The following is a 26871-nucleotide window of genomic DNA, read 5'->3' as shown; positions in this document are numbered from 1 at the left end:
TGAACGTGATTTTTGAAGCGTTGGAACCCGTTAACGGGGATCGCGGGGATATTAAGTGTTATTCTTATTCCTGCTCAGATAGACCGAGGGAAGCTCGCCAAATTCGTCCTTGAATTGCCTGGCAAAATACTTGGGATTGTTGAAACCAACCTGATAAGCGATTTCAGAAATGGTAAGCTGGCTTTGTTCGAGAAGTCGTGCGGCGCGCTCCATTCGGATCGAGCGGATAAATTCGACCGGCGTTTTGCCCGAGATCGCATTCAGCTTACGGTACAGGTGTATACGACTCATGCCGACCTCGCGGCTCAGCGCCTCGACGGAAAACTCGGCATTGCCAATATTCTCTTCCACGATCGCAATCACCTGCCTGACCAGATTTTCGTCCCGGCTGCTGATCGCAATATCCCTTCCTTTGATCGCGATCTGCTGACTGAAAGTTTTGCGCGCCGCTTCCTGCTGTTTGAGGATATTGGAAAGGCGGAATTGCAGGATCTCGAAATTGAACGGTTTTTCAATATAATCATGAATGCCCAGCTCGTAACCTGCCAGATGCTGGTCGGGCGAAGTGCCTGCCGTGAGCAGCACCAGTGGAATGTGCTGGGTCCGCTCGTCATTTTTGAGCCGCCTTACCAGTTCCATTCCGTCCATTTCGGGCATGGTTACGTCGGTCACGATCAGATCGGGAATCACAGCAGTAGCCCTCGTCCAGCCCTCCGAGCCATTTTTGGCTTCTATAATGTGATAAAGCTCTTTGAGATTGTCTTTTAAATAGAAAAGAAAATCTTCGTTATCCTCCACGAGAAGCAAAACCGGCAGCCCGCTATCGTGCTGGCTGCGCTCGCTTACCTGAACAGGTGGCGTAACCGGCGCAGGCGCAGTTTCTAATATAGATAATGTTGCATTCTGCGCTTTTTGAACGGGAAGCATTACTTTGAAACAACTACCCTCGCCAGGCTGACTCTTGACTGAGATCGCGCCGCCGTGCAGGCTTACAAATTCTTTGGTAATGGAAAGCCCGATCCCGCTGCCCTGGTTGAGCAGGCCCGCCGGCAGGTCATTCTGGAAAAAGCTCTCGAAAACTCTCTCCTGCTTTTCTTCCGGAATGCCGATCCCCGTATCGCAAACGCTGATTTCCAGCCAGGATTTATCGCCTGAATGCGGAAGTTGCGCGCTCGCAATCTCCACGCTCACCTCGCCGTTTTCAGGCGTAAACTTGAATGCATTCGAAAGCAGGTTGAACAATATCTTTTCCAACTTATCCTCATCAAAAGAAGTATTCAAGCTGTCCATTGAAGACTTAAATGACAGGCTGATCTGCTTTTTCTGGGAGATATCCGTAAATGAAAAAGTTGCCTCCCTGATGAAGTGAATAATGTCGCCCTCGGTCGGGGAGAACTTGATCCCGCTTACTTCCAGCTTGCGGAAATCGAGCAGTTGGTTGACCAGGTTGAGCAGTCTTTTCGCATTGCGTTGCATCAGCTGCATCTGATTTTGAAGTGGCGAGTCGGGGTTGTCTTTCAGGATCTTTTCCAGCGGCGACAGTATCAGCGACAGCGGCGTTCTGAACTCGTGGCTCATATTGGTAAAGAACCTGATCTTCACATCATTCATCTCCCGCAGCCGCCTGGATTCCCTTCTTTCCTGCTCGATCAGATACCGCTCCCGCTCCTTTTTGCGGATTGTTTTACCGGCCAGATACAATGCGAAAATGAATAGAAGCAGATAGGAGAGCCTGGCAACAGGAGCGTTCCACCAGGGCGGTAGTATCTGAATTTCAAGGGTCGTTTCATCACTATTCCAGCCGCCATTTTCATTGGACGCTTTTACCCTGAAAACGTAAGTGCCCGGGTCAAGGTTGGTATAGGAAGCCGTGCGCGAAGTGGAAGATGCGTGTACCCAATCATCGTTAAAACCTTCCAGTTTATACTGGTAGCGAATCTTTTGAGGATGAAAAAAGTCAAGAACTGTGAAGTCCAATGCAAAAATATTAGCACTATGCGGCAGAACGATTTTTTCAGTCTCTGAAATGGCTTTTGACAGTATCGCCCGGTCGCCTTCCAGCTGATCGTGCGCATTGAGCTTTTTATTAAAAACAGAAAATGAGGACAAAACCACCTTCCGGAAAATGGCTTTGGGCAGGATTTCTTCGGGACGAAAACGGTTATAACCACGCGCACCGCCAAAAAACAGCTCACCCGATCGCGTTTTCAATGCTGCGTTTTCAGTGAATTCCGACCCCTGCAATCCGTCGCTTTCATCATAATTGATAAACTGCACTTGGAGACCGGTTTTGGTTTCAGTAAGCTGGGTCCGGGCCAGCCCGTAAGGCGTAGCAATCCAGAGATCGCCCGAATCGTCCTCGATCACAGACAGAATCGAGTTGTGCGGAAGTCCCTGAGCTTGTTTAAATATCCTGAACTGCTTTTTTAATGGGTCAAATAAATTAAGTCCATCCTGCGTGCCGACCCAGATCCTGTTTTTGGAATCCTGTATAATAGCGTGCACAATGTTGTTGCTGATACTGCCGGGCGCATTCGGTTCATAATGGTAATTGGTAAACTTCCCCGAAACTGCATCACGTACATCGACCCCGAAAGATGTCCCGATCCACAAATTTCCCCTGTTATCTTCGGTGATTTCGCTGATGTAGGCATCGTGAACGGAGTTGGCGGCGCGGGCAGGAAAGTGCGCAAATTTGCCGGTACTACGGTCGAAAAGCTCCAATCCGCCGTCCAGTGTGCCGATCCAGAGATTTCCGCGCGAATCCTCTTTGATCTCCCACACGCTGTGGTGCGACAAGCTGGCCGGGTCAGCCGGGTTATGCCGGTAAGTCGTAAAGCGGGTCCCGTCAAATGAAGTAAGACCGCCGAAATAGGTCCCGATCCAGAGCACATTCTTTTTATCAAGAAAAAGACTGATAATCACATTGGCACCCAGACTATTGGGATCGGCCGGGTTATTCAGGTACTGCTTGTAGGTGTTTTTTTGCCTGTCAAAATAGATCAGTCCGCCTCCGTTTGAACCCATCCAGATATTCCCTTTCTGGTCTTCCAGAAACCGGTTCAGGTCATTATAAGGTAAACTCGTCGGATCAGCGCGTTTGTGCTTGAAGAGGGGAAACGGGAAAATATCTTCGTGATAATAATTCACGCCGTCTTTGTAAGTACCTACCCAGATCACCCCTGAGTGGTCCCTGTAAATCGCATTAAAGGTATTCTGACTGATCGCATTCCTGTCGTCGTCGTCGGGCAGAATGTAGCTGATCGTTTTGCTTTTCTTGTCGAGCAAATTAATACCGCCATGATCCACCCCGATCCACATTCTTCCCTGGTTGTCCTGCACTACTCCCTGAATAATATCGGAGTTGAGTCGCGGGGAGCCATTTGTTTTATTGTAAAATGAGAAAGACAGGTCAGTAGGATTGAAACGATAGATCCCCAGGTTTTCCCTGATCGCATACAACCATAACTCACCGTCCGAATCGACTGTTATCCCATAGTTAAGCGACCTGTTCTGGTGTTTTTTGGCCAGATAATCCGACCGCCAGATTACTTTTCGGGTCTTGGGGTTGATCTTTTCCAATATCCCGTTCCGGTGAATGATCCATAAGTGCTTATCCGGGCTGTCGCTGATCGCCGATATTTCGTTGCTCGCAATGCTTCTGGGATCCTGCGCCGAATGCCGCAGGTGAATGGTCTTGCCGCCACTACCCGGCGGAACTACAAACAAGCCGTTTTTTGCCTGCGCAAACCAGTACTGCCCGATTTTGTCTTTGTGAATGGTCCGGATAAAACCGGCAGGTATTCCCAGCTTTTTTAATTCCGTCTGTGTGTCGCTGGCAAATTTCTCTGTCAACGGGTCGTAAACGCTGTTTTCTGTATTCGATCCGGCCCATATTTTCCCTTCCGGACCTTCCCACAAACTACGGATGCTATTGCTTCGCAAGCTGGTACTATCGGCCGGATCGTTTTTGAAAACCTTGAATTCGTAACCATCGTAACGGTTCAGTCCCGCATTGGTGCCCACCCACATAAAACCATGACTATCAAGTAAAAAGCAGGTAGGGTGGTTATTGGAAAGCCCATTTTTTACATCCAGTTTCAGAAAACGTAACTGGTCGGATTGCCCCGAAACGAGCCCGGGCAACATTGAAATGCAAAATAGGAAGAGGAGTTCTTTAAGCAGACGCAAGATTCTTTACTTTACCTCTGCTCAATTTACTTTTTTTTGGTTAACGAAAAAATGCCCTGTGTTGGAAATACGGCTGTTACTGACTACAAATTCTGCTTTTTTAATTCCTCCACGGCATGATTGGCCGCGCGGGCGGTCATTGCCATGTAGGTAATGGAAGGATTTACGCAGGAAGAGGAAACCATGGCAGCTCCGTCGGTGACAAACACATTCTTACATGCGTGAAGCTGGTTGTATTTGTTCAATACAGATGTTTTTGCATCTTTCCCCATCCGCGCCGTGCCCATATCGTGAATGCCCAGCCCCGGGTGCGTGTCTGTACGGTTGAAGCCCGCCACATTTTTGAAGCCCGCAACTTCGAGCATTTCCACAGCCGATTCCATCATATCTTTCCGCATGGTCAGTTCATTTTCCCCAAAAGCAGCGTCAAAAACAATTAGCGGGATGCCCCATTTGTCTTTTTTCTCTTTGTCTAAAATCATCCGGTTGGAAGGGTCCGGCAATATTTCGCCGAAACCGCCAAAACCCATTGTCCAGGTGCCGGGCCGGGTCATATCTTCTTTAAAGTCAGCGCCGAAACCGTTCATCGTGATCCCGCGTTTCCAGTCGCTTTTACTCGCGCCGCCCTGGTAGCCATAACCCCGCAGAAACTGCTTTTTGTCTGCGCCCCAGTTTCTGAACCTGGGTATATACAGTGCATTCGGCCGCTGTCCGAATACGTAGTCGTTCTCAAAACCTTCCACGGTAGCATTGGCGCCCACGCCCAGGTGATGGTCCATGATATTGCGGCCAACCTGATCGCTATCGTTGCCCAGCCCTGTCGGGAAGCGGTCGGATTTTGAATTGAGCAGCAATGCAGCCGAGTTCATCGAGCCCGCATTCAGGAATATGATCTTTGCAAAGAATTCCTCCACAGCCATCGTATTCTGATTGATCACGCGTACGCCTTTCGCCTTCTTTGTTTTGTCATCATAAATCACTTCGCTGACGATCGTGTCGTGCAGCATGGTAAGTTTCTCAGTTTTACGAGCAGCCGGTATGGAACCTGATAATGAGCTGTAATAGCCTCCGTAAGGACAGCCTCGGGCACATTTGCTTCGGTACTGGCACGAAGCGCGTCCTAAATCGGTATGCCAGGGTTGTGGCTTGGTCAGATTGGCGATCCGGCCGATCGTTACCGGGCGTTTCAGCTTCTGCATCATCGTTTCCCTGAAATAAAGCTCGGGGGCGCTCATCGGCATGGCGGGCAGGTAGTGGCCGTCGGGCAGTACTTCCCAGCCTTCGGCCTGACCGCTGATACCCACGAATTTCTCAACGTGCGTGTACCAGGGTTCCAGGTCTTCGTAGCGGATCGGCCAGTCGATGGCGATACCTTCTTTGGCATTGGCCTCAAAATCCTGCCTGTTCATCCGGTAGGATTGTCGTCCCCAGTGCATGGATTTCCCGCCTGTATGGTAGGCGCGGATCCAGTCAAACGGCCGCTTTTCTATGTACGGATTCTTTTTATCATCGGTAAAAAAACCTCCGGTCTCCTCATTTGCAAGGGTACCAAATCGGCTGTTGGCCCAGTATTCTTCGGCGGATTGAACAGAAACCTTTCCCCGGTGTTCAAATTCCCAGGGCGCTTTCATTGCCGTATCATAGTCTTCAATATGCTTCACTTCCCGGCCGCGCTCGATCATCAGCACTTGCATACCGCGCTCGGTAAGTTCCTTGGCCGCCATGCCGCCGGTCATGCCCGACCCGACCACGATGGCATCGTAAGTATTTATTTTATTGGCTTTCAAATTCAGGTTCATGGTGTTAGCGGACTAATAGGCGAAGGATTTTTGATTGGGTTTCAGCTGGATCATTTCCAGTTTGCCAGGTATGGGTGTGTAGTCAAATGAAGATCTGATACCTTGTTCGGAGGTGAAGTAACCCAGCATGGTCAGCTCTTTCATCAGCCGCCAGTAGGGCAGGACTTTGGAAGCAGCGGCGATTTGCCTGGCAGCGTCACTTTCTATTTGTGTTAATAGCTCAACCCGTTTGGCAGCGTCTGATTCGAGAAAACCCTTTTTTTCAAGATCCTGAATACCTTCTGAAAAAATGGTTTGTTCAGGGGTTTTGTAACAGTCGCGCAGCATCATCACGATAAATTCGGGGACACCCGCATCCTTCGCGCCGGGGGTACTGGTTTTGGGAATGATCATTTCGGCAACCTCGGCGATGATCAGTTTCTGCTGATCGCTCAGATTGATAGCCCTGCCAGACGCATTTTTGGTATTATCCCAATTTTCCATTGCCAGCAAGGTGGGCGCTGAAAACGTTCCGCCGATCAGCAGGGCCACCCGCTGAATCGCCTCTCTTCTATTCATCATAATGCTGGCTTTTGTTAAATCGGATCAATTTGTATTCGATGCACGCCATCAAACAGACGGCCGGAGATAAAAGCAGCCGGCCTTCTGTTTTTAATGGTCTGCCCCGGAATGTACTGGTACGTGATTTGTATAGTACGCCCGAAATACAAACTACAATCACTATGAAAAACGAAACAGGTTCCGAACCCAAATTCACAACCAAAACTTCTGCCGCGGCTGAACCCGCATTGAATGAGCTTTTTCTGGATTCACTCCGGGACATCTACTGGGCAGAGAATCATCTTGTTAAGTCACTTCCTAAAATGATTGAATCCGCACATTCTGAGAAATTGGCGGCAACTATTCAGAACCACTTGGCCGAAACCATTGAGCATGTGAGCCGGCTGGAAGTGGTATTTGATATGCTGGGCGTAGCAGCTATTGCTAAAAAATGTGATGCAATGGAAGGACTAACCAAAGAAGGCGAAGGCATCATCGAAAGTACCGATGAAGGCACTTCAACGCGCGACGTGGGTATTATCCTGGCTTCCCAAAAAGTGGAGCACTACGAGATCGCAACTTATGGCGGGCTTGTTCAGCTGGCAACAACGCTGGGGCTGACCGACGCTGCTGAGATACTCAGCCAAACGCTAGCCGAAGAAAAAACCGCCGATCAGCTGCTTACCCAGGTCGCAGAAAGCGATATCAACTATCAGGCTTCCACAGAGGCTTAACATTCTTAACGATACTTATGGACGAAAATAAAAAGGCGGTTAATCCAAGCGTAAAGCAGGAAACCGAAAAGACTGAGAAGTTAGCAGCACATACCGCAGATAGTTCGGGAGAATTAATGACCAACAATCACGGTACGCGTATTAACGATGATCAGAATTCCCTGAAAGCAGGAGAGCGCGGGGCGTCGCTGCTGGAAGATTTTATATTGCGTGAAAAAATAACACACTTTGACCACGAGCGCATTCCTGAGCGCGTCGTGCACGCCAGAGGCTCGGGTGCCCATGGTGTATTTAAGGTATATAAATCAATGGCCGATGTGACCAGGGCGCACTTTCTGAGTGACGAATCACTGGAAACACCTGTTTTTGTGCGTTTCTCAACCGTTGCAGGTTCACGCGGGTCGACGGATCTGGCGCGCGATGTTCGCGGATTTGCGGTGAAGTTCTATACCCAGGAGGGTAACTTTGATTTGGTGGGCAATAATATGCCCGTGTTCTTTATTCAGGATGCGATCAAGTTCCCGGATCTGGTCCATGCAGTGAAGCCGGAGCCGGATAATGAAATTCCACAGGCGGCTTCCGCCCATGATACCTTCTGGGATTTTATCTCTTTAATGCCCGAATCGGCGCATATGATCATGTGGGTAATGAGCGACAGAGCAATTCCTCGGAGCTACCGCATGATGGAGGGTTTTGGTGTGCATACATTCCGGTTCGTCAATGCGGAGGGAGTTTCCAACTTTGTGAAATTTCACTGGAAACCATTGCTTGGCGTACATTCAGTAGCGTGGGACGAAGCTCAAAATATTTCTGGAAAAGATCCCGATTTCCATCGTCGCGATTTGTGGGATGCGATCGAGAGCGGCAATTTCCCCGAGTGGGAGCTTGGCGTGCAGATCGTACCTGAGGAAGATGAATTCAAATTTGAGTTTGACCTCCTTGATCCGACCAAGATCATCCCCGAAGAACTGGTACCTGTGCAGCGCATTGGTAAACTTACGCTTAACAGGAATCCTGATAACTTCTTTGCTGAAACCGAGCAGGCGGCATTTCACATTGGGCACGTGGTACCAGGTATCGACTTCACAAACGATCCGTTGCTGCAAGGCAGGTTGTTTTCATACACTGATACGCAGCTGATCAGGCTTGGCGGGCCCAATTTCCACGAGATTCCTATTAACAGGCCCGTGGTACCGGTACACAATAACCAGCGCGATGGTTTTATGCGCCAGACTATCAACCGCGGCAAATCAAGTTATAACCCCAATACAATCGGGAACGGATATCCGCTGCAAGCCAAGGCATCGGAAGGCGGCTTTACTACTTATCCCGAGCGCATCGACGCGAAGAAGATACGGGCGCGCAGCAAAAGCTTTTTTGATCACTTCTCCCAGGCGCAGCTTTTCTTTAACAGCCAGTCAGATCCTGAAAAAAACCACATTATTGACGCGCTGAGTTTTGAGCTTGGTAAGGTGAATTCAGTGGAGATCCGGCACCGGATGCTGGGGATTTTGTCGATGATAGATAAAAGTCTGGCTGCGGCAGTTGCTTTTGCATTGCGCTTACCGGTTCCTCAGGATCCTGAGCTGCCGATGAACCACAGCATTCCGGCCGACGGAAACCCTGCTGATTTTGATTCTGTCATTTTCGAAGCATCGTTGAAATCGTCTGCTGCGCTGAGTATGGCCAATACGGTAAAAGATACCATTGCAACGCGCAAGATTGCATTTCTGGCTGCTGACGGAGTTGATGAGAAATCGTTGACAAAAGTGAGAGCAGCTTTGGAAGGTGCAGGAGCGGTTGTGGAGATCATCGCGCCAAGACTCAACTTCATCGTTTCAGAAGGAGATGAGCAGATCGCCGTTGACCACAGCTTTCTGACAGCTGCATCAGTTTTGTACGATGCCGTTTATGTTCCGGGTGGTACCAATAGTGTCGCCACAATCGAGGCCGAAGCCGACGCGGTTCATTTTCTAAACGAAGCTTTCAAGCATTGTAAACCAATTGCAGCCGACACCGGTGCAGCGCAAGTGCTGGAAGCGACCTATTTCAGCAAGAAAATCCCTTCTGACTTTTCAGATCAAACTGTGCTGAGAGAAGGTATTGTAGTTGGTGATGATGCAGATTCGCTGGCTGATAAATTCATTCTTGCGATATCTCAACACCGTTTCTGGGAAAGAGAAAAACCAAGAAAGATTCCTGCTTAACAGGAGTCTATACCATGAAAAAGAGGCTGTCTTCCATTTGTGGAGACAGCCTCTTTACTTTTAACCGAAACGTCAAGCTAACATTTCAATCGCCTGGTGATTTCCCTGTTGCAATGCGAGATCTTTAACAGATAAGCCCCTCACATCCAGAATACTAGTATCCGCGCCCTCGGCCAGTAACAGTTTGACAAGCTCATTCCTGCCAAACATTGCCGCAAACATCAACGCGGTACCGCCGTTTCCGTGTTGCAGGTTCAAATCGGCGCCATTACTGATCAGCAGCTGGGCAATATCTTCATAACCTTTGAAACTCACGCCCATCAAAGCTGTATTGCCGCCATGATCAGCTGCATTCACATCTGCGCCGTTTTTCAGCAGAAGCTCCGCGACCTCGTAATGATTGTTGTAACAGGCGATGATCAGCGGCGTATATCCTTTTTCGTCCTGCACATTCACCGATTGCCCCTTTTCAATGATTTCACTGATAACCGGCGCATTGCCCAGCCGGGCTGCGTGAATAAGTACTTTGTCAAGATTTTCCATGTTTAGTTCAATGTCGCTGTAATTTGCCATTGCGGCAGGGTGAATAAATGTAAGCCCGCCTTGCAATTATCCTGCCAACGGATCTGCCCGCCTCATAGCCTTAACGGGCGGATAGATCAGAAGCTTTTCCTGTAATATTTAAAACCAACCTACAAAGTGGTTTTTCATTTTGGCCCCCATATGATGATTTAGCATCGGCCCGGCGGGAGTGGTAAACCAGGTGGCAACGTTCCCGGCAACGTCTGCGTAAAAAAATAGGCATAATGTATTGTTCGCGTTCAAAATTGGCTTCAAATTCTCTCGGATCCGGAGATTGGGAATTCGTCCGATCTGGTAAAAGTTACATTTTTCAATGGTATGCTCACGTATTTACCGTTACGATCATCCTTTCGGTATTAGTGGCCAGATTTCAATTATATGAATTTTAAGAATAGATATTTACTGATAATAGCTGCTGTTTTTTGGTTTTCGAATGCATTCGCGCAAAGCACAACAGCGTACAGCTGGACCAATCTGCCACAGATAAAGCAGCCGGTTTTTAAGAAGGACACCTTTCTGATCACCACTTTTGGTGCCAGGCCAGACGGTCACACTTTAAATACGAAGGCAATCAATGCGGCTATTGAGGCTTGCAGCGAAAAGGGTGGAGGCGTTGTATTGGTACCCGCCGGATTGTGGATCACCGGGCCTGTGGTGATGAAGAGCAATGTAAATCTGCACCTGCGTGTCGCTGCGACCCTTCTTTTTACGCCTGACAAAATACAATACGCACTTACGGAAGGTTTTTATGAGGGAAAAAGTGCGGCGCGAAATCAGTCCCCTGTTTCAGGGATCGACCTTGAAAATGTAGCGATAACCGGCAAAGGTATCATTGACGGAAACGGCGATGCGTGGCGGGCGGTCCATAAAAGTCAGCTTACGGAAAGTCAGTGGAAAGAGAAACTGGCTTCCGGCGGAGTGCTTAAAGACGATGGGAAAACGTGGTATCCAAGCGAACAATTCAAGAAAGCCAGCGTGGGAAACAAGAGCATGCTGCTCACACCAGGTAAGTCCCCCGCGGATTTTGCGGATATGAAAGATTTCCTCAGACCTAACCTGATCGTATTCAATAATTGCCGTAAAGTGCTTTTGGAAGGAGTGACCTTCCAAAATTCAGCTGCCTGGTGCATTCACCCCCTCATGTGCCAGGATTTAACGATTCGTGATGTGCGGGTAAAAAATCCGGAATACGCGCACAACGGCGACGGAATGGATATCGAATCCTGCAAAAACTTTCTGATAGAAGGCTGTACGCTGGATGTGGGCGACGATGCGATTTGCATTAAATCCGGAAAAGACGAAGAGGGAAGAAAACGGAATATGCCCACAGAAAATGGGGTGATCAGGAATAATATCGTATACAACGGACACGGGGGCTTTGTGGTAGGCAGTGAAATGAGCGGCGGAGCGCGGAACATCTTCGTTCAGAATTGTACTTTCATGGGTACTGATAAAGGCTTGCGTTTCAAATCGGTGCGGGGAAGGGGAGGTGTGGTGGAAAAGATCTATGCAAAAGATATTTATATGAAAGACATCGCGCAGGAAGCTGTGTTTTTCGATCTGTATTATTTTGTCAAGTTTGCCACTGACGGCGAGCGGGATATGCGGCCGGTAGTGAATGAAGGTACGCCGGTATTCAGGGATATGCATTTTGAGAATATTGTTTGCAATGGCGCGGTAAAGGGCGTTTTCGTGCGCGGACTTCCTGAAATGCCTGTCAGCAATATCGTGATGGAAAATATGGTGCTTTCCGCCGATAAGGGGATAGAACTCACTGATGCAGATCAGATTCGGTTCAAAAATGTGCAGCTGATCACGAAGGAAACGAAGCCTGTTGTTTTTATGGAGAATAGCAGCAACATCAGCCTCGACTCGATCAGGTACGATGTTGAAAGTGAAGTTCTGTTTTCTGTTTCCGGCGAAAGGAGCAGGAATATCACTGTGCAAAAAACAGACGTGTCGAAAGCGAAAAAGGGGATTGAATTTCAGAAAGGCGCGCAAGAAAAAAGTCTGATCATCAATCCGGGAAAATAGGAATCTCCCAGGTATCGCTGATCAGACTTTGCTAATATCAGTTCAATAGTTATGGAATCGGCTCAAACTTGGTTACCACATTCGTGAGCGGACGTACTGTTTGCAGGTAGGCGTATATTGCCTTTAAATCGCTTTCCTTCATGCCGGCATACATGTTCCACGGCATTACGGTATTGAATTCTTTCGGGCCGACCCGGTGCGGCTTGTAGGAAGAGTCGGCGTATGTTTTAAAGCGTTTCACAAATCCTTCCTCAGTCCACGAGCCGATGCCGGTAGCTTTGTCTGATGTGATATTGGGAGACCGCAGCGTACCGGTTGGTATCTTAAACTCCATTCCGCCGCCGAAATCGGTTCCTTCCACGCGCGCTCCTTTTTCCATTTTACTGTGGCATTCCACGCAGCTTGCAGCTGTAACCAGGTATTTTCCGTAGGCGATCTGATCGGTTTCTGCCGGCATTTTTGTGAAAGTTGCTTTGGAAGGCATCGTATTCAGTAAGATGCTGACGGGGAAATCCGCTACCGATTCGGGTACTTCGTTTTTCACGGGCTCCAATGTGCGCAGGTAAACAATAATGCTGTAAATATCTTCCTGGTCCATTTGTCCGAAACCGTGGTAAGGCATTACCGGAAACAATGCGTTGCCGTTTTTGCTTACGCCTGTCGTAACCGCTCGGAAAATCTCTCCGTCAGTCCAGTTGGCCAGTGCGTAGGGGGTAATGTTTCTTGCGTAAAAATTGCCTGGAAACCCCATCTCAGCACTGAACTTCTCGCCTCCGCCACCGAAATTTCCGGAAAGTGGGGCCGCAAAGTAATTCCAGTCGCGGGTCGAGTGACAATCCATACAAACGGAAACGTGATTTGCCAGATATTTGCCACGCTCGATCCGGGCCGGCGTTTTTTCAATCGTGATCACCGGAGGTTCGCCTACATTGGGAAGCGCTGACTTGACATAAATACCGGCGCCGGCAACAAGGATAATGAACAACAGCAGGATCACGCCGAAGATTTTGAAGAACTTTTTCATTGAGTAAATGAGGGGAAAATGGTTCAAGGTGTTAAAGGCGCGAAAATAGCAGCAACCTGGGAGCTAAGGGAATTATATGGGGAAAACTTAGTTAACGGATATTTGTATATGCATCGCCCGGATTTTCCCAAATTAGTTGCAACCCTTTTTAGTAACAGTGTGTCAAAGTGCCGGGTCTCATCTTTCACAGCTCAAATTATGCAGAAATTTTTCAGGTTGCTATCACTTGTCTTTATTGGTTTCGGTTGTGTAGAACCAACCGACAGTCCGCCGAACGGCGTTGACTTTACAGGTACCGGTTACCGGCCGATCTATTCTTCGCCGGACGAGCTTGCCAGAATTCAGATTGCGGGAGCGCAGCCCCTGGCCCAACCGGGCAAGATCTACCTTTTTGACCCCTACATTTTTATCAATGAGCTAGGAAAAGGGATTCACATCATCGACAATAAAGATCCTAAAAACCCTAAAAATCTGTCGTTCATAGCCATTACCGGCAATTACGATATTGCGGTGAAAGGCAACTGGCTCTACGCAGACAATGTTTCAAACCTGCTCGTTTTTGACATTACCGATCCACTTTCACCTAAGCTTTCCAAGACAATCGCCGACGCGATTCCCCATAATAATTTTCCGCCTTTTCAGAATGTATATTTCGAATGTGTGGATACCAAAAAAGGTATTGTGTCGGGCTGGGAAAAAGTGCCTATGTCGGCTCAGCCTAAGTGTTTTAGATAAGAAATAATTCTATTCGTTCGTCCGGCTTTTTTATTTTAAAATATGAAAAAAATAATTCCGATCCTTTACCTGGGCCTTGCTGTTCTAGGGCTCTGCATGATCCTTACCTCCTGCAATGAGGGCAAGGATTCGTCACTCACTCCACAGACTGGTACCGGCGGCTCCATGGCCCGCTTTGCGATCACCGGTAACACACTTTATATCGTTTCAAAGCAATCGTTGGAGGTTTATAATATCGCCGACGGTGCCAATCCGGTCAAGACGGTCACGAAAGATATGAGTATGGGGATAGAGACGATTTTTCCTTACAAAAATCACCTTTTCATAGGCGCAAACGACGGGATGTATATTTATAATAACAGTAATCCAGCAAACCCCGCACTGCTGAGCAAATTCACGCACGTGCAATCCTGCGACCCGGTCGTGGTGCAGAACCAATATGCTTACGTAACCCTGAGAAGTGGCGTGGTTTGCCGGCAGGGCAATACGCGGAGCTCTCTGGACATTGTCGATGTGAGCGATCCTTCCAATCCAAAATTGGTTAACTCACAAACCATGTCGTCGCCTTACGGGCTGGGCGTTTCGGGCAATAAGTTATTTGTTTGCGAAGGAGAATTGGGATTGAGGGTCATGGATATTTCCGATCCGGAAAAGGCGGTAGAAACAAAGTTTCACCAGGATATTCCTGCATACGATGTGATCGTCAGACCAAATCATTTAATCGTAACCGGCCAGAAAGGTCTTTTCCAGTATCAATACGATCAGGCAGACAAATTTGAACTGCTCAGCAAGATTCCCGTTTTATGAGAAATAACTATTTGCTTGTCCTCGCTTTTTGTTTGATCCTTACCAGAGTTTCCGCGCAGGTAGATGCGCAAACTGCCTCGGACCACGTGATCATCAAATATTCGCCGCTACCTATGTTTGATTTTGACAACACGATCCAGGTCGGTGTCGAAATCCCATTAGGGAAAAGCGGGGTTACCTTACAGCAGGATCTGGGTTTTGGTCGGTCCACTTTCAGCGCCTGGTACACCGAATCGACCAATGTGCCGGATAAAACTACTTACAAAAGCAGGACCACGCTGAGATATTACTATTTTACGAAGCGGCGCGTAAGGGGATATTTTGGCGGTGAGTTTATGTTCAAACAGGTTGTGTACCGGCAAAATCAATGGGTAGGAATGGACTGCTCGGGTTTTGGCGGCTGCGGCTATTTCGAAAATAAGGATGTCCGCATTGCGCGGGTAGTAGGCGCGGGGCACGGAAAAATAGGCTGGCAATTTTATTTTCCCAGCCGGCTCACGATGGACCTTTTCGCCGGGATGGGAATGCGGAGTATCAAGGTACGGACATTGACACCCGGCCTGAACGATGCATTTGTAAGAGGTCCGGATGAATTCTGGGCATCCTCAACACCAGGCACGCGCGATTTTGTGCCGAGCCTGGTGTTGGGATTCCACCTGGGTATTGTGCTTGGGAAGTTTGAAGATTGATATGATCTAGCTTCCCGAGTTTGCTTTTTTACCCGCACTGTATTTTTTCTCGGCAGTTTTGGCTTTCTCGAAATCCAGAACAACACCATTAATGCAATAGCGAAGACCGGTAGGAGGCGGGCCGTCGTCGAAAACGTGTCCTAAATGCGACTTGCAGCGACCGCACATTACCTCGATCCGTTGCATTCCGTGGCTGTTGTCTTTTGCTTCAATGATCGATTTTTTGTTGATCGGTTCAAAGAAACTAGGCCAGCCACAACCGCTTTCATATTTAGCATCACTTTTGAAAAGGGCATTTCCACAAACCGCGCAATAGAAAGTGCCGATCTCTTTGGAATGCTCATATTCGCTGGTAAATGGTCTTTCCGTTCCTTTCAACCGCGCTACTTCATACACTTCCGGTGAAAGTACCTTCTGCCAGTCCTGGTTACTTTTATTGACGGGAGCTGAATCGGTCCGCGAATACTCTGTCGCTTTTTTCTGGTCCGTTTGTTTGGAGGCCGACTGTCCGTAGCAGTTTTGAAGCAACAGCATCAACATCACCGAAACCGCTAGCACTACTGTATTTTTCATATTTGTTGATTTTGATTTTCCTTATATACGATGAAACGCCGCCCGTAGTTGACTTTGGCCATTACTATTGCAACAATTTTATCGGCGAAAAAGTCAAATGAATACGGAAAGATCTTTCACACCCAGCATTCTTGCATTGGTAAAGCCTTCCCCGAACGTTACCCCAACTGCGTGCCCCATTTCACGGGCGCGGGCAATGATGAATTCGAGGAACTCGGGTGTGGATATATAGCTTTGCGGCTCGCCTTCCCCTCTATATTCGGGAATGTGAAACTGACTTTTGAATGCCCGCACAGCTTCAATTTTCTGATCGTGAAATGCAGTTATATCAACCACAAAGTCAGGTTTAATATACCTGTCCTGCACTGCATGAAAGACTTGTCTCGGCCGCCAGGCCTCCTGTTCGTTACCCAATGCATCATAAGTCTTCACCATTCTCAAACCAGAATAGAAACAACTGTCCGAAACCAGCTTACCGCCACGCCCATGATCCGGGTGCCGGTCGTCGATCGAATTGGTGATGACGATATCGGGCTGATATTTCCGGATAAATGGGATGATTGCCTTCTGATGTTCCTCGTCGTTTCGGAAAAAACCGTCAGCCAAACCCACGTTTTCCCTGACAGAAACGCCCAGGATAGTCGCAGCGTTTTTTCCTTCCTGAATCCGGCCTTCGGGTGTTCCCCGCGTGCCAAGCTCGCCGCGGGTCAGGTCAATAATACCTACTGTTTTTCCCAAAGCGATTTGAGACAAAAGCGTACCGGCACAACACAGCTCCACGTCGTCTGGGTGGGCTGTGATGGCTAAAATATCCAGTTTCATAGTTGAGGTTATTTAATGCGGAGTTTCTGGCCGATCCGTAATGTAGCCCGCGCTGACATTCTATTCCGGCGTGCTATGGATGAAATGCTCACACCATACCGGTCTGCGATCGCGCCGAGGGTATCGCCCGGACGTACTTTGTGAAGTACGGAGCGACTATAAGCAACAGGCGCCGCATCGCCTGACGCAAATTCACTTTTATTTGACTTACCACGTAAATGATTCCAAACGCTGCTTGTCAGCGTGAAGTGATCGGATTTGATCGTTTTATTATCCCAATCAAAAATATATCTTGGGTCGAAAGGGTTACCCTCATACCTGTTTTCATAATGCAAATGCGAGCCCGAACTCCGGCCGGTATTTCCGCCCAATCCGATCATTTCTCCCGCTTTTACCATCTGACCCGATTCAACCGATTGTTTCGATAAGTGGCCATAAAGGGTTTCCAGACCATTATAATGCCTGATCACAATGAAGCGCCCGTAGCCTGAACCATCCCAGGCTACAATCCGGACCATTCCGTCAAAAGTACTGCGGACTGTATCACCCGTTTCCAGGTCAAGATCGGTTCCGTTGTGCCACCTTCCCCACCTGTAACTGAAATGCGAAGTGGTGGGAGTTTTCTCCATCGGCGTGGCCCATTTACGGTTCAGCGCTTCATTATATAAAGTAAGATCAACTGGCTCGTCGAATTCCAGCGGGTTCAAACCATAAGGATTGATCGTGCGTGCATCCCAGATCACATAGTATTCGGCAGCCTTTACCCATTCGTCTCCAACTTGCAATGAATCAACTACCTCCACTACTTCGGTATCTCCTTCGTCGATGGTAGTTGTATCTTCATTAACTGTTGGATTGAGTGGTTTTACGGGTTCAAACTGGTTTTGAAATCTCAGGTTGGAAGTTTCTACCTCGTATTCATCCTCAGGCTGAGGAACGGCAGTTTTGCTGACAGGTCCTTCGTTGGCGTTGTTTCCGGACTGATTAATTTTTGGGTTTCTTCTGAATTTACCTCGCTCTTGGGCTTGCGTGTTCCATGAAATCAAACACACCATCACTAGCAAACTTACAATAAGCTTTACTTTCATACTTAAAATGGGGCAGACTACACGCAAACGGAATAATGCGTGTAGTCTGGTTAAATTTTAGGGGTTGGGCAAATAATTAAGCTGTTGTTTCTTCGATAATCTCTTTCACTTCTCTTTCCATCAAAAATCTTTCAGCATCCAGGGCCGCCATACAGCCAGTACCCGCTGCGGTAATTGCTTGTCTGTAAACATTATCCTGCGCATCACCACAAGCGAAAACGCCTTTGATATTAGTGCACGAACTTCCTTTTACTGTCTGAATATAGCCGGTTTCGTCCATATGCAGGTATCCTTTGAAAATATCCGTATTAGGTTTGTGACCGATTGCTACAAAGAAACCAGTTACGTCCAGAAGTTGCTCTTCGCCTGTTTTATTATTTTTAACCAAAACAGATTCAAGACCTTCTTCTCCGTTCAATTTAACGGTTTCAGTATTCCACAAAACCTCGATATTAGGAAGCATTTCAACCCTTTTCTGCATGATCTTCGAAGCGCGCATTTCGTCGCGGCGCACCAGCAGGTATACTTTCCGGCATAACTTGGCAAGATAGCTGGCTTCTTCGGCAGCAGTATCTCCTGCGCCTACCACAACCACATCCTGACCGCGGAAAAAGAAACCGTCGCAAACCGCGCAGGCAGAAACACCTCTTCCGTTCAGTCTGTCTTCGCCTTCGATACCCAGCCACTTGGCCGAAGCACCTGTCGAAACGATCACCGAATCGGCTGTAATCTCATGTTTGTTGTCGATAATTACTTTGTGAGGATAAGATGTAAAATCCACCTCAGTGGCCATTCCGTAACGGATATCCGTACCGAATCTTTTAGCCTGTTTCTCGAAATTGATCATCATCTCAGGCCCGGTAATACCGTCGGGATAACCCGGATAATTATCAACCTCGGTCGTAATAGTAAGCTGGCCGCCCGGCTGGGCGCCTTGGTAAAGTACAGGATTCAAACCTGCTCTGGCTGCATATATGGCGGCGGTGTAACCGGCAGGGCCGGAGCCGATAATTAAGCAGGAAACTTTCTCAGATGACATGGATAACGATAACTTAGGTAAATGACGCGTGTTAAATCTTCTTGAAAACAGATCGAAAACAGGAGTGTGCGAATTGGAGAAATGCCATTCAGGCATTCAATAACTACAACAAAGGCAGATTGACAAAAGTGCGAAATTTAAGCCCTTTATGCAAGTTTATCAGAGTATCCGCCACTCTATCCGCCTGTTTCTCTGACGGTTTTCATCCGAATCATTGCCTGCAACCGGCTTGGTTTCACCGTATCCCCGCGAAGAAATGCGCTCGGTGGCAATGCCTGATTTGTGCAAATATTCCTGAACCGATTGCGCCCTTCTCCTGGATAGCTCCATATTTTCTCCGTCAGACCCCACATCATCGGTATGCCCGGAAATTTCGATTTTGATCGACTTGTTTCTGGTCAGGAAATCGGCCATTTTATCCAGTTCCACCTTCGACTTTTCGTCCACCTCATATTTGCTGGTTTGGAAAAAAATGTTGTTCAAAACCTCAGCGCGATCTTTTTCAATTGCTTCCAAAGGAATTTCCAGGTCTACAAAAGACACCGAGTCACTGACCGAAAACGAGAGGCTTTTGAAGAGGTAACCTGCTTTGGAAACATAAAATGCGTATTCGCCCCCTTTGTTCAGGACCGTCAAAAAAGAGCCTGTTTTGCTATCAGAGGAAAAGGCGCCTACTTTTTGTTGTGTTTTGAGGTCAAAAAGGTCGATTTCCGAAGCCAGCGGCTCACCCGTTTTTTTATCTGTGACTTTGCCTTTTGCGTAGCGCGCGGGTACAATGATATTCTGTAACGATTCGGGCACTTCGAAACTGTAAAGCAGCGAGCGGCCTTTGCCTCGGTCGGAAGTATCGTCGGTATAATAGGCAGTGCGGCCGTCGGAAGCGATGAAAAGTCCGACCTGCTCGGCGGCGGTATTAATAGGATACCCCAGGTTTTTTGCCGCCGACCAGACAGTATCTATTTTTTGGGAAACAAATATGTCAAATCCGCCCATTCCAGGCAGCCCATTTGAAGCATAAAACAAAGTGCGGCCGTTGGCGTGAATGAATGGTGCATTCTCATCGTCGGACGTATTGATAGCGGGCCCCAGGTTTTTCGGCGCGCCCCATTGCTTTTTTTCATCCAGAACACTCACCCAAATATCCCGCTTCCCCTGCCCGTCTTTCCGCTCGGAGGCGAAATACAAGGTATGTCCGTCGGCTGACAGCGATGGTTGCGATTCCCAGTCGCGGGTATTGACCTGCTGGCCAAGATTCACGGGCGCACTCCAATCGGAACCCTCTTTTTGGGAAATATAAAGGTCGCAGCTACCATAACCGTCGGGTCGGTTACAGGCTGTGAAAACCAGCGTCCGTCCGTCGGCGGAAACACTGCATGTTCCTTCGTTATTAATGGTATTGATAGCAGGAGAAATTTCTTCGGGCGTATCCCAGCTGTCTTTTGAGCGCCTGGAAATGTAAATATTCTCGTCCCTGTTTTCGGTTAATCCGGTGAATATGAGCGTTTCATTGTCCGCTGTCATAACCGGAAAATACTGTGTGCGCAGGAAATTGACGGTATCGCCCATTGATCTTTTCTCAATATTCAAAGGGCTTTTGATCGCTTCGCGGGCAAATTTGGAAGATACAATAGATTTCTCCGCCAGGCGAGAGAGGCTGGATTTAGGAGGAAATAACTTGAATGCGTTCTCAAAAAAAACCTGAGCGGAATCGTACCGCTCAGATTGGAAGTAATATCTGCCCAGCCACTGGAACGCCGTCGCAGATTGTGGGGCGTCGGGTTTTATCGAAACAGCGGCAGTGTAATATTTTTGGGTGAGATCGGCATTACGCTGCAAATCGTAGATCTGCGCCAGCCGCATATTGGTATCGTAGCTTTTTGGATTTTCGGCGAGTACTTTTTCAAAAAGAATGATCGCCTCTCCCAGTTGCCGCTCCTGCCACGCTTTTTGAGCTTTATCAAAATTCTCGCGCCCCTTTTTAGACAATGTTGTTTCTTGTGCTACAAGGGAATATGATGCTGTGAAACAAAAAAGGATTACGAAAAAGACGGCCCGTCGCATTATGGAATGTTCATAAACTTGTGGGTTTGTAACGACATTTTCCATTTCGGATTGTCTTTGATATAGTCAATAATCAAAGGCAGCATTACATCGTGCTTACTCCATTCGGGCTGCATCAGCAGGGTGCAACGGTCGGATACCAGCGCGGCGTGCTCTTCTGCGAAATCGAAATCACTTTTGTTGTAGATAATCGCTTTCAGCTCGTCGGCGTGGCGGTAAATATCCGGGTGCGGCGTTTTGAATTTTTTGGGTGAAAAACAAACCCAATCCCAATGCCCGGTAAACGGATAAACGCCCGAGGTTTCGATATTGGTTTTAAACCCGGCCTGCTGTAATGCGCCGGTCAGGTTGTCCAGATTGTACATCAGCGGCTCGCCTCCGGTAATAACGGCCAGGCGGCCAGGGTACTGCAATGCACCATTCACAATCGAGTCAATGGAAAATCTGGGATGCAGATTCGCGTCCCACGATTCTTTCACATCACACCAGTGGCAGCCCACCTCGCAGCCGCCCAGGCGGATAAAATAGGCGGCGCGCCCACTATGCTGCCCCTCGCCCTGCAAAGTGTAAAAAGCCTCCATCACCGGAAGCGTAGTGGTTTCAATAGGTAAAGTCTCAGTTAACATTTTGCAAAGATACAAAAATCGAAACAGCCGTTTTATGTTAAACCCGCAAGTAGATTGTGTTGATATATAAGCGCTTTATTTTAAGTTTGTTATATGCCCCAACTCAATTCCTCGAACATTTATGAACAAAACTTTACGCTGTGTCGCTTTCCTGTTGACTTTGCATGCATTTATTCCCTCGTTTGCAGAGAAAATTCAGATTGTCAACTTCCAATCCTTACCTGCGAATATGCAGCTGTTTCCGCGCAATGCGAATAATGAAGCGGATATTACGATTTCCGGAAACGTGGAAGCCACCGGCTATTCCTACATATCAGTTGTCAAATCACGTAATGGCGCGCGGGTTGGTTACCACAAAAATGAGCTGAAATATACCGGCGAAAGTGGTGCATTCAGTGTCGTTTCTAAGATCAAATCCGAACTTGCGGAGTATGCTTTCGAAGTGTATGTGTGCAAATCGGCGACAGATTCTACGTTGATCGTGAAGCGGGAAAATGTCGTTGCAGGCGATTTTTACCTGATCTATGGTCAATCCAATGCAGTAGCCTGGGAAGTGGACTATAAATACCGAAACGAATATTGCCGCACTTTCGGGACCGGCCCGCAGGGAAATAGTTTCGGGCTTTCAAATGAGATCAGTCCGCGTGTAGGGATTTTTGGTATTGAATTTCAGAGACGCGTAGCCGAAAAGTACGGCTTTCCAACCTGCGTGATCAACGGCGCACTTGCCGGCGCTTCCCTTGCCCAGCTCATCGACCGCAATCCAAACGACCACGCAGACGCTTCCAAACCTTACGGGGTATTACTCAGCTATGCGATGCAATCGGGCTTGCTGCCTGCATTGAAGGGGATATTTTACTGGCAGGGAGAAAATGAAGCTGCCTCACCGGACCCGCTGTCCTGGGCGCCGCGCTTTGCGCAAATGGTCTCCAACTGGAAGGAAGATTATCCGATGATCGAAAAAGCATACGTTTTTCAGCTTCCCCTGTTTGGCGGCGGCGGTTACGACGACCGGATCGGCCAGTTCAGGGAAGATCAGAGACTTTTAGAAGAAAAATATCCGATTGTGCAACCGTATGCCGCATTAGGCGCGCCAGGCTGGAATGGCTTTCACTACGGTTTGGAGGGTTATCTCAAACTAGGCCAGGAGCTGGCAGATATGGCCGGGTTTTATCATTATAAACAAAAAGAAAAGATCACTTCGCCGAGTCTGAAAAAGGCTTTTTACTCTACCAAAGACTCGACGGAGATCACTATGGTATTCGAGGATTACCAAAAAATGGTTTACCCTAATGATACATTAAATAACAATATCGAAGGCAGCCTGGAACCCGTTTCGAATTATTCGGTCAAAGATTTCTTTTACCTGAACGCAGAGTGGCAGAAGCTGAAATCGGGTAGGGCCGAGGCTAACAGGATCATCGTGGAGAAAAAGACCACGGGGCCCGATTCGACGATCAAATACCTGCCTTCTAAATATCACTATGCAGGCTTGCTGAGTGCGCCGTGGGTTTATATAGGACCTTTTTTAGGAAATGACAAGGGTTTCAGGGCATTGGCATTTCACCACAACAAAATTCATCCTTTTCCGGACCTGGGTAAAATCACACTGGCTGCGCGGGACGATGTCGGCAACGTGGAATTGACCTGGAATGAGCTGCCGGGAGTAACTGGCTATATTCTCGAAAGGCATAGCAAAGCGGATTCAGCCGGCTCGCACGAAATCCTGCATTTGCCACTGCAAGCTAGTTATGCTGATAAATCGGCGAAGCAGGGAGTGGAATATATTTACTCGATCCGGGGTGTAACCGAAAATGCGGAGTCGGCGATCACGAGCATTACGCACAAGAAAATGAGCGCGGATGTGCTGGGTACCGAGCTGCTGACTGCCGCTGGCTTCGATGTATTTCCAAATCCGGCTACGGCAGAGGTTAATGTAGTGTCGACACGGGGCGGGATCCAGACATTAGAAGTACTATCCATTTCCGGCGCGAAGCTGAAAGAAGTGCGCTATGACCAGCACGACTGGGCTATCCTTAATCTGGCGGGAATCTCGCAGGGTTCTTATTTGATCCGCATTCATACAGCGGCCGGCTCGGTGGTGAAACGAATCGTCGTCCGCTAGCTTTTTGCTGATTTGCAATCGGTCAACATATCGGTCAATCGTGCTCTGAACTTTGCCCCATACTGGATTTAGTGGCATATTTGCGGCATGAATACTACACCAGTTCATCAGCAGGAAGTTATCTGCGCGCTGGCGACGCCTTCGGGAGTAGGTGCGATCGCGGTGATCAGGGTTTCGGGAGAAGGCTCGATCTCAATGGTTAACGCCATTTTTAAGGGTAAAAATCTGGAAAAAGCGGAGTCCCACACGGTACATTTCGGGACGATTTCTGACGGGACAGATATTATCGACGAAGTGCTCGTTACTGTTTTTAAAACCCCGCGGTCATTTACCAAAGAGGATTCGATTGAGATTTCCTGTCACGGTTCCGACTATATTATCAGGCAAATATTAAAAATACTGATCTCAAAAGGTGCGCGGATTGCGAAGCCCGGAGAGTTTACCCAGAGAGCTTTTCTGAACGGACAATTTGACCTCGTCCAGGCCGAGGCAGTCGCGGATCTGATCGCGGCTGACTCGCAATCCAGTCATAAAACGGCATTGAACCAACTGCGCGGCGGCTTTTCAAAAAAGCTGGCTGCATTGCGCACTGAGCTGATACATTTCGCTTCGCTGATTGAATTGGAACTGGACTTTGGCGAAGAAGATGTTGAATTCGCCGAGCGCGACGATCTGAGAAAGCTGATCGAGCATTTGCTGGAAACGATCGCGCCGCTGATTGAATCTTTCGATTTGGGTAATGCGATCAAGGAAGGCGTGCCAGTTGCGATTATCGGCTCGCCCAACGTTGGAAAATCCACATTGCTGAATGCATTGCTGAATGAAGAAAAGGCGATTGTGACGAGCATTGCCGGCACGACGCGCGACGTTATTGAAGATACGATGCTGCTTGGGGGCATTAAATTCCGCTTCATCGACACCGCCGGGATTAGGGAAACTGTCGACTTTGTCGAATCTATCGGCATCGAACGATCGATAGCAGCAATGGAAAAGGCCGATATTGTGATCTTTTTGTTTGATAGTGAGGAGACTTTCAGGGATATCAAAGCCTTGTCTGAAACCCTTCCAGCAGACAAGCACTTTTTGTTTGTATTGAATAAAATCGATATCGACATCAATAGCGCCCCCCGCCTTTATTTATTGCATGAAGAGACCATTGCAATTTCCGCCCAAACCCAAAGCGGCCTGGGCGCGCTGACCACCAAACTGATCGCCCTCGTTCACAAACAATCCGCTACCGACACAGTAGTAACGAACCTGCGACACTACGAACATCTCCAAAAAACCTTCAACTCACTGACCGACGTAATCAACGGGCTGACGCTAGGAGTAACAGGTGATTTTCTAGCCCAGGATATCCGGTTATCGCTGCATCATTTAGGGGAGATTACGGGGACTATTGTGACGGATGATTTGCTGGATAATATTTTTTCGAAGTTTTGCATTGGCAAGTAATAGACCGTAAGTAACCATAAATATATATAAACAAACGTAAGTAAAACCCCGTCAGGATCGTCCTGATGGGGTTTTACATTTATTGGTATTTTGTGATAATATCTGGGTGGTTTGTACCTTTTTGTACCTTTTATGGTATTTTTAAGCCGAGGTACAAAAAGGTACAAAAATTCACGATTTAGGGGGGAAATGATGAAACAAACTGAAACATTCTGAAACGTTGAGAAACATGCTGAAACACTTTAAAAAATTCTCGAAATGAGCTCAACAATCGAAACTGTACGGATCTGTCAGGAATGCAGTAAACGGTTCACCGCGAGGACTACGCAGACCAGATTTTGCTGCCTAAAATGTAACAGGAGGAACTATAAAAAGAGGGTTCGTCAGGGCAAGGTGGAGCAGAGCGAAAAGGAGACAGTTGAGAAGAGACAAATCACAAAAAGTGATGTATCGTCAAAGAGCTATTTATCTGTAAGGGATGCATGCTCGTTGCTAACGATTAGCAGGACGACATTATGGAGACTCATCGGTGATCGGAAGATCAAATCGGTCAAGCTAGGCCGCCGCATTGTGATATCAAGAAGTTCAATAGATAAACTATTCATATAATGGAAAGGACAAGAAGTGTAAAGCTTAGAGAAAAAATATTGTCAGACGGGAGAAAAAGTCTTTACCTGGATTATTACCCTGCTATTTACATTCCGGAAACGGGGAAGGAGACTCGCCGAGAGTTCTTGAAAATATACTTATACGATAAACCGACGAATCCTACTCAGAAAGAATACAATAGAATAAGCAAGGCTAAGGCAGAAAGCATTCGTTCGGAAAGAGAGCTTCAATTTATCAATCAGAATTTTGATTTCGCTGACAGGCTCAATGCCAAAAAGGATTTCCTGGCATATTTTAAAGCTATGGCTGCGAAACGAAATAAGTCGAAGGGCAACTATGATAATTGGTATGGGACATATAAATACCTGGATCTGTATACAATGGGTAAATGCACCTTTGGCCAAGTTGATGAGAAGTTTTGCGAAGGATTTAAGATGTTTTTAGATAAGGTAAAATCCATAAAGTCGGAGCAAGCCAGTCTTTCAACCAATACCAAGTATAGCTACTACAATAAGTTTCGGGCTTGTATTAAAGAAGCGTTTGAAGATAGGCTCTTCGCAGTCAATCCGCTGCTAAGAGTGAAAGGCGTGCCGCAGGGAGAAACGCACCGTGAATTTTTAACTCTTGAAGAGCTCAAAGCAGTTTATCTAACTGAATGCGAGCACCCAGTTTTAAAGCGTGCTGCAATTTTCTCAGCACTGACAGGACTTAGATGGTCTGATATGATAAAACTGACCTGGAAGGAAGTGCAGCATTCTGAAATCGATGGCTACTTTCTCAGATTTACCCAGCAAAAAACTAAAGGTGCGGAAACCCTGCATATTCCAGAGCAGGCATATGAACAAATGGGGGATAGGGAAGATGATAAAGAGCGTGTTTTTCGAGGACTCAAATATTCGGCGCATACGAATTTGATACTTTCTCGTTGGATAATGAATGCAGGGATTCACAAGAAAATTACATTTCACTGTTTTCGGCACACGTTCGCAACGCTGCAGCTGACACTTGGTACAGACATTTACACTGTCTCAAAAATGTTAGGACACAGGCATTTAAAGACGACTGAGATCTATACCAAGGTAATCGATAAAAAGAAAATTGAAGCTGCTAATCGAATAAAACTGTAACTGC

21 protein-coding genes are annotated in these 26871 nt (G+C 47.6%); 10 read left to right on the top strand and 11 right to left on the bottom strand.

Annotation, left to right across the window (positions count from 1 at the left end; genetic code table 11):
- Positions 1 to 51 precede the first annotated feature (51 nt).
- From KOD92_RS25730 to KOD92_RS25720, 3 genes are all read right to left on the bottom strand, one after another.
- Entirely contained in the window at positions 52 to 4149 is a 4098-nt protein-coding gene (locus KOD92_RS25730) for a hybrid sensor histidine kinase/response regulator transcription factor (protein WP_215236477.1), read from the bottom strand.
- Positions 4150 to 4274: 125 nt separating this feature from the next.
- Positions 4275 to 5990, bottom strand: coding sequence for a GMC oxidoreductase (locus tag KOD92_RS25725; RefSeq protein ID WP_215236476.1), 1716 nt, complete (start codon positions 5988 to 5990; stop codon positions 4275 to 4277).
- Positions 5991 to 6002: 12 nt separating this feature from the next.
- The gene (locus KOD92_RS25720; RefSeq protein WP_310589456.1) at positions 6003 to 6551 is read right to left on the bottom strand and encodes a gluconate 2-dehydrogenase subunit 3 family protein; all 549 of its coding nucleotides are present in this window, start codon (positions 6549 to 6551) and stop codon (positions 6003 to 6005) included.
- Between the two features lie 38 nt (positions 6552 to 6589).
- Here KOD92_RS25720 and KOD92_RS25715 point away from each other — a divergent pair, with 38 nt between their 5' ends.
- Together KOD92_RS25715 and KOD92_RS25710 are read left to right on the top strand one after the other, a co-directional pair.
- A complete protein-coding gene (locus KOD92_RS25715) occupies positions 6590 to 7264 on the top strand; it encodes a YciE/YciF ferroxidase family protein (RefSeq protein WP_229254874.1) in 675 nt (224 codons plus the stop codon).
- A 17-nt stretch (positions 7265 to 7281) separates the two neighbouring features.
- Positions 7282 to 9471, top strand: a complete 2190-nt coding sequence (locus tag KOD92_RS25710; RefSeq protein WP_215236475.1) for a catalase — start codon at positions 7282 to 7284, stop codon at positions 9469 to 9471.
- A gap of 72 nt (positions 9472 to 9543) precedes the next feature.
- Here the strand turns inward: KOD92_RS25710 and KOD92_RS25705 are convergent, their stop codons facing one another.
- Complete coding sequence (locus tag KOD92_RS25705; RefSeq protein WP_229254873.1) at positions 9544 to 10014, bottom strand: ankyrin repeat domain-containing protein; 471 nt, start codon at positions 10012 to 10014, stop codon at positions 9544 to 9546.
- A gap of 417 nt (positions 10015 to 10431) precedes the next feature.
- On the opposite strand from KOD92_RS25705, the gene KOD92_RS25700 reads away from it, so the two are divergent.
- Positions 10432 to 12087, top strand: a complete 1656-nt coding sequence (locus KOD92_RS25700; RefSeq protein WP_215236473.1) for a glycoside hydrolase family 28 protein — start codon at positions 10432 to 10434, stop codon at positions 12085 to 12087.
- Positions 12088 to 12136: 49 nt separating this feature from the next.
- Here the strand turns inward: KOD92_RS25700 and KOD92_RS25695 are convergent, their stop codons facing one another.
- Positions 12137 to 13111 (bottom strand): c-type cytochrome, encoded by a 975-nt coding sequence (locus tag KOD92_RS25695; RefSeq protein WP_215236472.1) that lies wholly within the window; start codon positions 13109 to 13111, stop codon positions 12137 to 12139.
- A 198-nt stretch (positions 13112 to 13309) separates the two neighbouring features.
- Between KOD92_RS25695 and KOD92_RS25690 the strand changes: the two genes are divergently transcribed.
- The 3 genes from KOD92_RS25690 to KOD92_RS25680 are packed head-to-tail and all read left to right on the top strand — an operon-like array spanning position 13310 to position 15342.
- Positions 13310 to 13846: an LVIVD repeat-containing protein gene (locus KOD92_RS25690; protein WP_229254871.1), complete on the top strand. Its 537-nt coding sequence runs from the start codon at positions 13310 to 13312 to the stop codon at positions 13844 to 13846.
- Between the two features lie 42 nt (positions 13847 to 13888).
- Positions 13889 to 14653: an LVIVD repeat-containing protein gene (locus KOD92_RS25685; protein WP_215236471.1), complete on the top strand. Its 765-nt coding sequence runs from the start codon at positions 13889 to 13891 to the stop codon at positions 14651 to 14653.
- Positions 14650 to 15342 carry a hypothetical protein gene (locus KOD92_RS25680; RefSeq protein ID WP_215236470.1) on the top strand — a complete coding sequence of 231 codons (693 nt, stop codon included), beginning with the start codon at positions 14650 to 14652 and terminating at the stop codon, positions 15340 to 15342. The genes KOD92_RS25685 and KOD92_RS25680 overlap by 4 nt, the downstream gene beginning before the upstream one ends.
- Before the next feature lie 6 nt (positions 15343 to 15348).
- On the opposite strand, the gene msrB is transcribed toward KOD92_RS25680, so the two are convergent.
- From msrB to KOD92_RS25650, 6 genes are all read right to left on the bottom strand, one after another.
- Positions 15349 to 15915, bottom strand: a complete 567-nt coding sequence (gene msrB, locus KOD92_RS25675; RefSeq protein ID WP_215236469.1) for a peptide-methionine (R)-S-oxide reductase MsrB — start codon at positions 15913 to 15915, stop codon at positions 15349 to 15351.
- Positions 15916 to 16008: 93 nt separating this feature from the next.
- The gene (bshB1, locus tag KOD92_RS25670) at positions 16009 to 16737 is read right to left on the bottom strand and encodes a bacillithiol biosynthesis deacetylase BshB1 (protein WP_215236468.1); all 729 of its coding nucleotides are present in this window, start codon (positions 16735 to 16737) and stop codon (positions 16009 to 16011) included.
- Positions 16738 to 16745: 8 nt separating this feature from the next.
- The gene (locus KOD92_RS25665) at positions 16746 to 17825 is read right to left on the bottom strand and encodes a M23 family metallopeptidase (RefSeq protein ID WP_215236467.1); all 1080 of its coding nucleotides are present in this window, start codon (positions 17823 to 17825) and stop codon (positions 16746 to 16748) included.
- Positions 17826 to 17901: 76 nt separating this feature from the next.
- A complete protein-coding gene (gene trxB / locus KOD92_RS25660) occupies positions 17902 to 18864 on the bottom strand; it encodes a thioredoxin-disulfide reductase (protein ID WP_215236466.1) in 963 nt (320 codons plus the stop codon).
- A 159-nt stretch (positions 18865 to 19023) separates the two neighbouring features.
- Positions 19024 to 20850 carry an OmpA family protein gene (locus tag KOD92_RS25655; RefSeq protein ID WP_229254867.1) on the bottom strand — a complete coding sequence of 609 codons (1827 nt, stop codon included), beginning with the start codon at positions 20848 to 20850 and terminating at the stop codon, positions 19024 to 19026.
- A 74-nt stretch (positions 20851 to 20924) separates the two neighbouring features.
- Entirely contained in the window at positions 20925 to 21551 is a 627-nt protein-coding gene (locus KOD92_RS25650; RefSeq protein ID WP_229254865.1) for a 7-carboxy-7-deazaguanine synthase QueE, read from the bottom strand.
- A 121-nt stretch (positions 21552 to 21672) separates the two neighbouring features.
- Here KOD92_RS25650 and KOD92_RS25645 point away from each other — a divergent pair, with 121 nt between their 5' ends.
- The 4 genes from KOD92_RS25645 to KOD92_RS25630 all read left to right on the top strand — a co-directional run bounded on the left by KOD92_RS25645 (position 21673) and on the right by KOD92_RS25630 (position 26867).
- Positions 21673 to 23676, top strand: a complete 2004-nt coding sequence (locus KOD92_RS25645; RefSeq protein ID WP_215236464.1) for a T9SS type A sorting domain-containing protein — start codon at positions 21673 to 21675, stop codon at positions 23674 to 23676.
- Positions 23677 to 23763: 87 nt separating this feature from the next.
- On the top strand, positions 23764 to 25131 hold the full coding sequence (gene mnmE, locus KOD92_RS25640; protein ID WP_215236463.1) for a tRNA uridine-5-carboxymethylaminomethyl(34) synthesis GTPase MnmE: 1368 nt from the start codon (positions 23764 to 23766) through the stop codon (positions 25129 to 25131).
- A 258-nt stretch (positions 25132 to 25389) separates the two neighbouring features.
- On the top strand, positions 25390 to 25740 hold the full coding sequence (locus KOD92_RS27790; RefSeq protein WP_215236462.1) for a helix-turn-helix domain-containing protein: 351 nt from the start codon (positions 25390 to 25392) through the stop codon (positions 25738 to 25740).
- Positions 25740 to 26867: a site-specific integrase gene (locus KOD92_RS25630; RefSeq protein WP_215236461.1), complete on the top strand. Its 1128-nt coding sequence runs from the start codon at positions 25740 to 25742 to the stop codon at positions 26865 to 26867. The genes KOD92_RS27790 and KOD92_RS25630 overlap by 1 nt, the downstream gene beginning before the upstream one ends.
- Positions 26868 to 26871: the final 4 nt, after the last annotated feature.

The sequence above is a fragment of the Dyadobacter linearis genome, from assembly GCF_907165045.1.
GTDB classification, from domain to species: Bacteria; Bacteroidota; Bacteroidia; order Cytophagales; family Spirosomataceae; genus Dyadobacter; species Dyadobacter linearis.
The sequence above is the reverse complement of the archived record's forward strand: the minus strand, read 5'-3'. Positions and strand labels throughout refer to the sequence as shown.

Coding starts and splice junctions, on each gene's coding strand:
- KOD92_RS25730 (WP_215236477.1), bottom strand. CDS start 4,149: ATGTTGCCCGGGCTCGTTTCGGGGCAATCCGACCAGTTACGTTTTCTG.
- KOD92_RS25725 (WP_215236476.1), bottom strand. CDS start 5,990: ATGAACCTGAATTTGAAAGCCAATAAAATAAATACTTACGATGCCATC.
- KOD92_RS25720 (WP_310589456.1), bottom strand. CDS start 6,551: ATGATGAATAGAAGAGAGGCGATTCAGCGGGTGGCCCTGCTGATCGGC.
- KOD92_RS25715 (WP_229254874.1), top strand. CDS start 6,590: ATGCACGCCATCAAACAGACGGCCGGAGATAAAAGCAGCCGGCCTTCT.
- KOD92_RS25710 (WP_215236475.1), top strand. CDS start 7,282: ATGGACGAAAATAAAAAGGCGGTTAATCCAAGCGTAAAGCAGGAAACC.
- KOD92_RS25705 (WP_229254873.1), bottom strand. CDS start 10,014: ATGGAAAATCTTGACAAAGTACTTATTCACGCAGCCCGGCTGGGCAAT.
- KOD92_RS25700 (WP_215236473.1), top strand. CDS start 10,432: ATGAATTTTAAGAATAGATATTTACTGATAATAGCTGCTGTTTTTTGG.
- KOD92_RS25695 (WP_215236472.1), bottom strand. CDS start 13,111: ATGAAAAAGTTCTTCAAAATCTTCGGCGTGATCCTGCTGTTGTTCATT.
- KOD92_RS25690 (WP_229254871.1), top strand. CDS start 13,310: ATGCAGAAATTTTTCAGGTTGCTATCACTTGTCTTTATTGGTTTCGGT.
- KOD92_RS25685 (WP_215236471.1), top strand. CDS start 13,889: ATGAAAAAAATAATTCCGATCCTTTACCTGGGCCTTGCTGTTCTAGGG.
- KOD92_RS25680 (WP_215236470.1), top strand. CDS start 14,650: ATGAGAAATAACTATTTGCTTGTCCTCGCTTTTTGTTTGATCCTTACC.
- msrB (WP_215236469.1), bottom strand. CDS start 15,915: ATGAAAAATACAGTAGTGCTAGCGGTTTCGGTGATGTTGATGCTGTTG.
- bshB1 (WP_215236468.1), bottom strand. CDS start 16,737: ATGAAACTGGATATTTTAGCCATCACAGCCCACCCAGACGACGTGGAG.
- KOD92_RS25665 (WP_215236467.1), bottom strand. CDS start 17,825: ATGAAAGTAAAGCTTATTGTAAGTTTGCTAGTGATGGTGTGTTTGATT.
- trxB (WP_215236466.1), bottom strand. CDS start 18,864: ATGTCATCTGAGAAAGTTTCCTGCTTAATTATCGGCTCCGGCCCTGCC.
- KOD92_RS25650 (WP_229254865.1), bottom strand. CDS start 21,551: ATGTTAACTGAGACTTTACCTATTGAAACCACTACGCTTCCGGTGATG.
- KOD92_RS25645 (WP_215236464.1), top strand. CDS start 21,673: ATGAACAAAACTTTACGCTGTGTCGCTTTCCTGTTGACTTTGCATGCA.
- mnmE (WP_215236463.1), top strand. CDS start 23,764: ATGAATACTACACCAGTTCATCAGCAGGAAGTTATCTGCGCGCTGGCG.
- KOD92_RS27790 (WP_215236462.1), top strand. CDS start 25,390: ATGAGCTCAACAATCGAAACTGTACGGATCTGTCAGGAATGCAGTAAA.
- KOD92_RS25630 (WP_215236461.1), top strand. CDS start 25,740: ATGGAAAGGACAAGAAGTGTAAAGCTTAGAGAAAAAATATTGTCAGAC.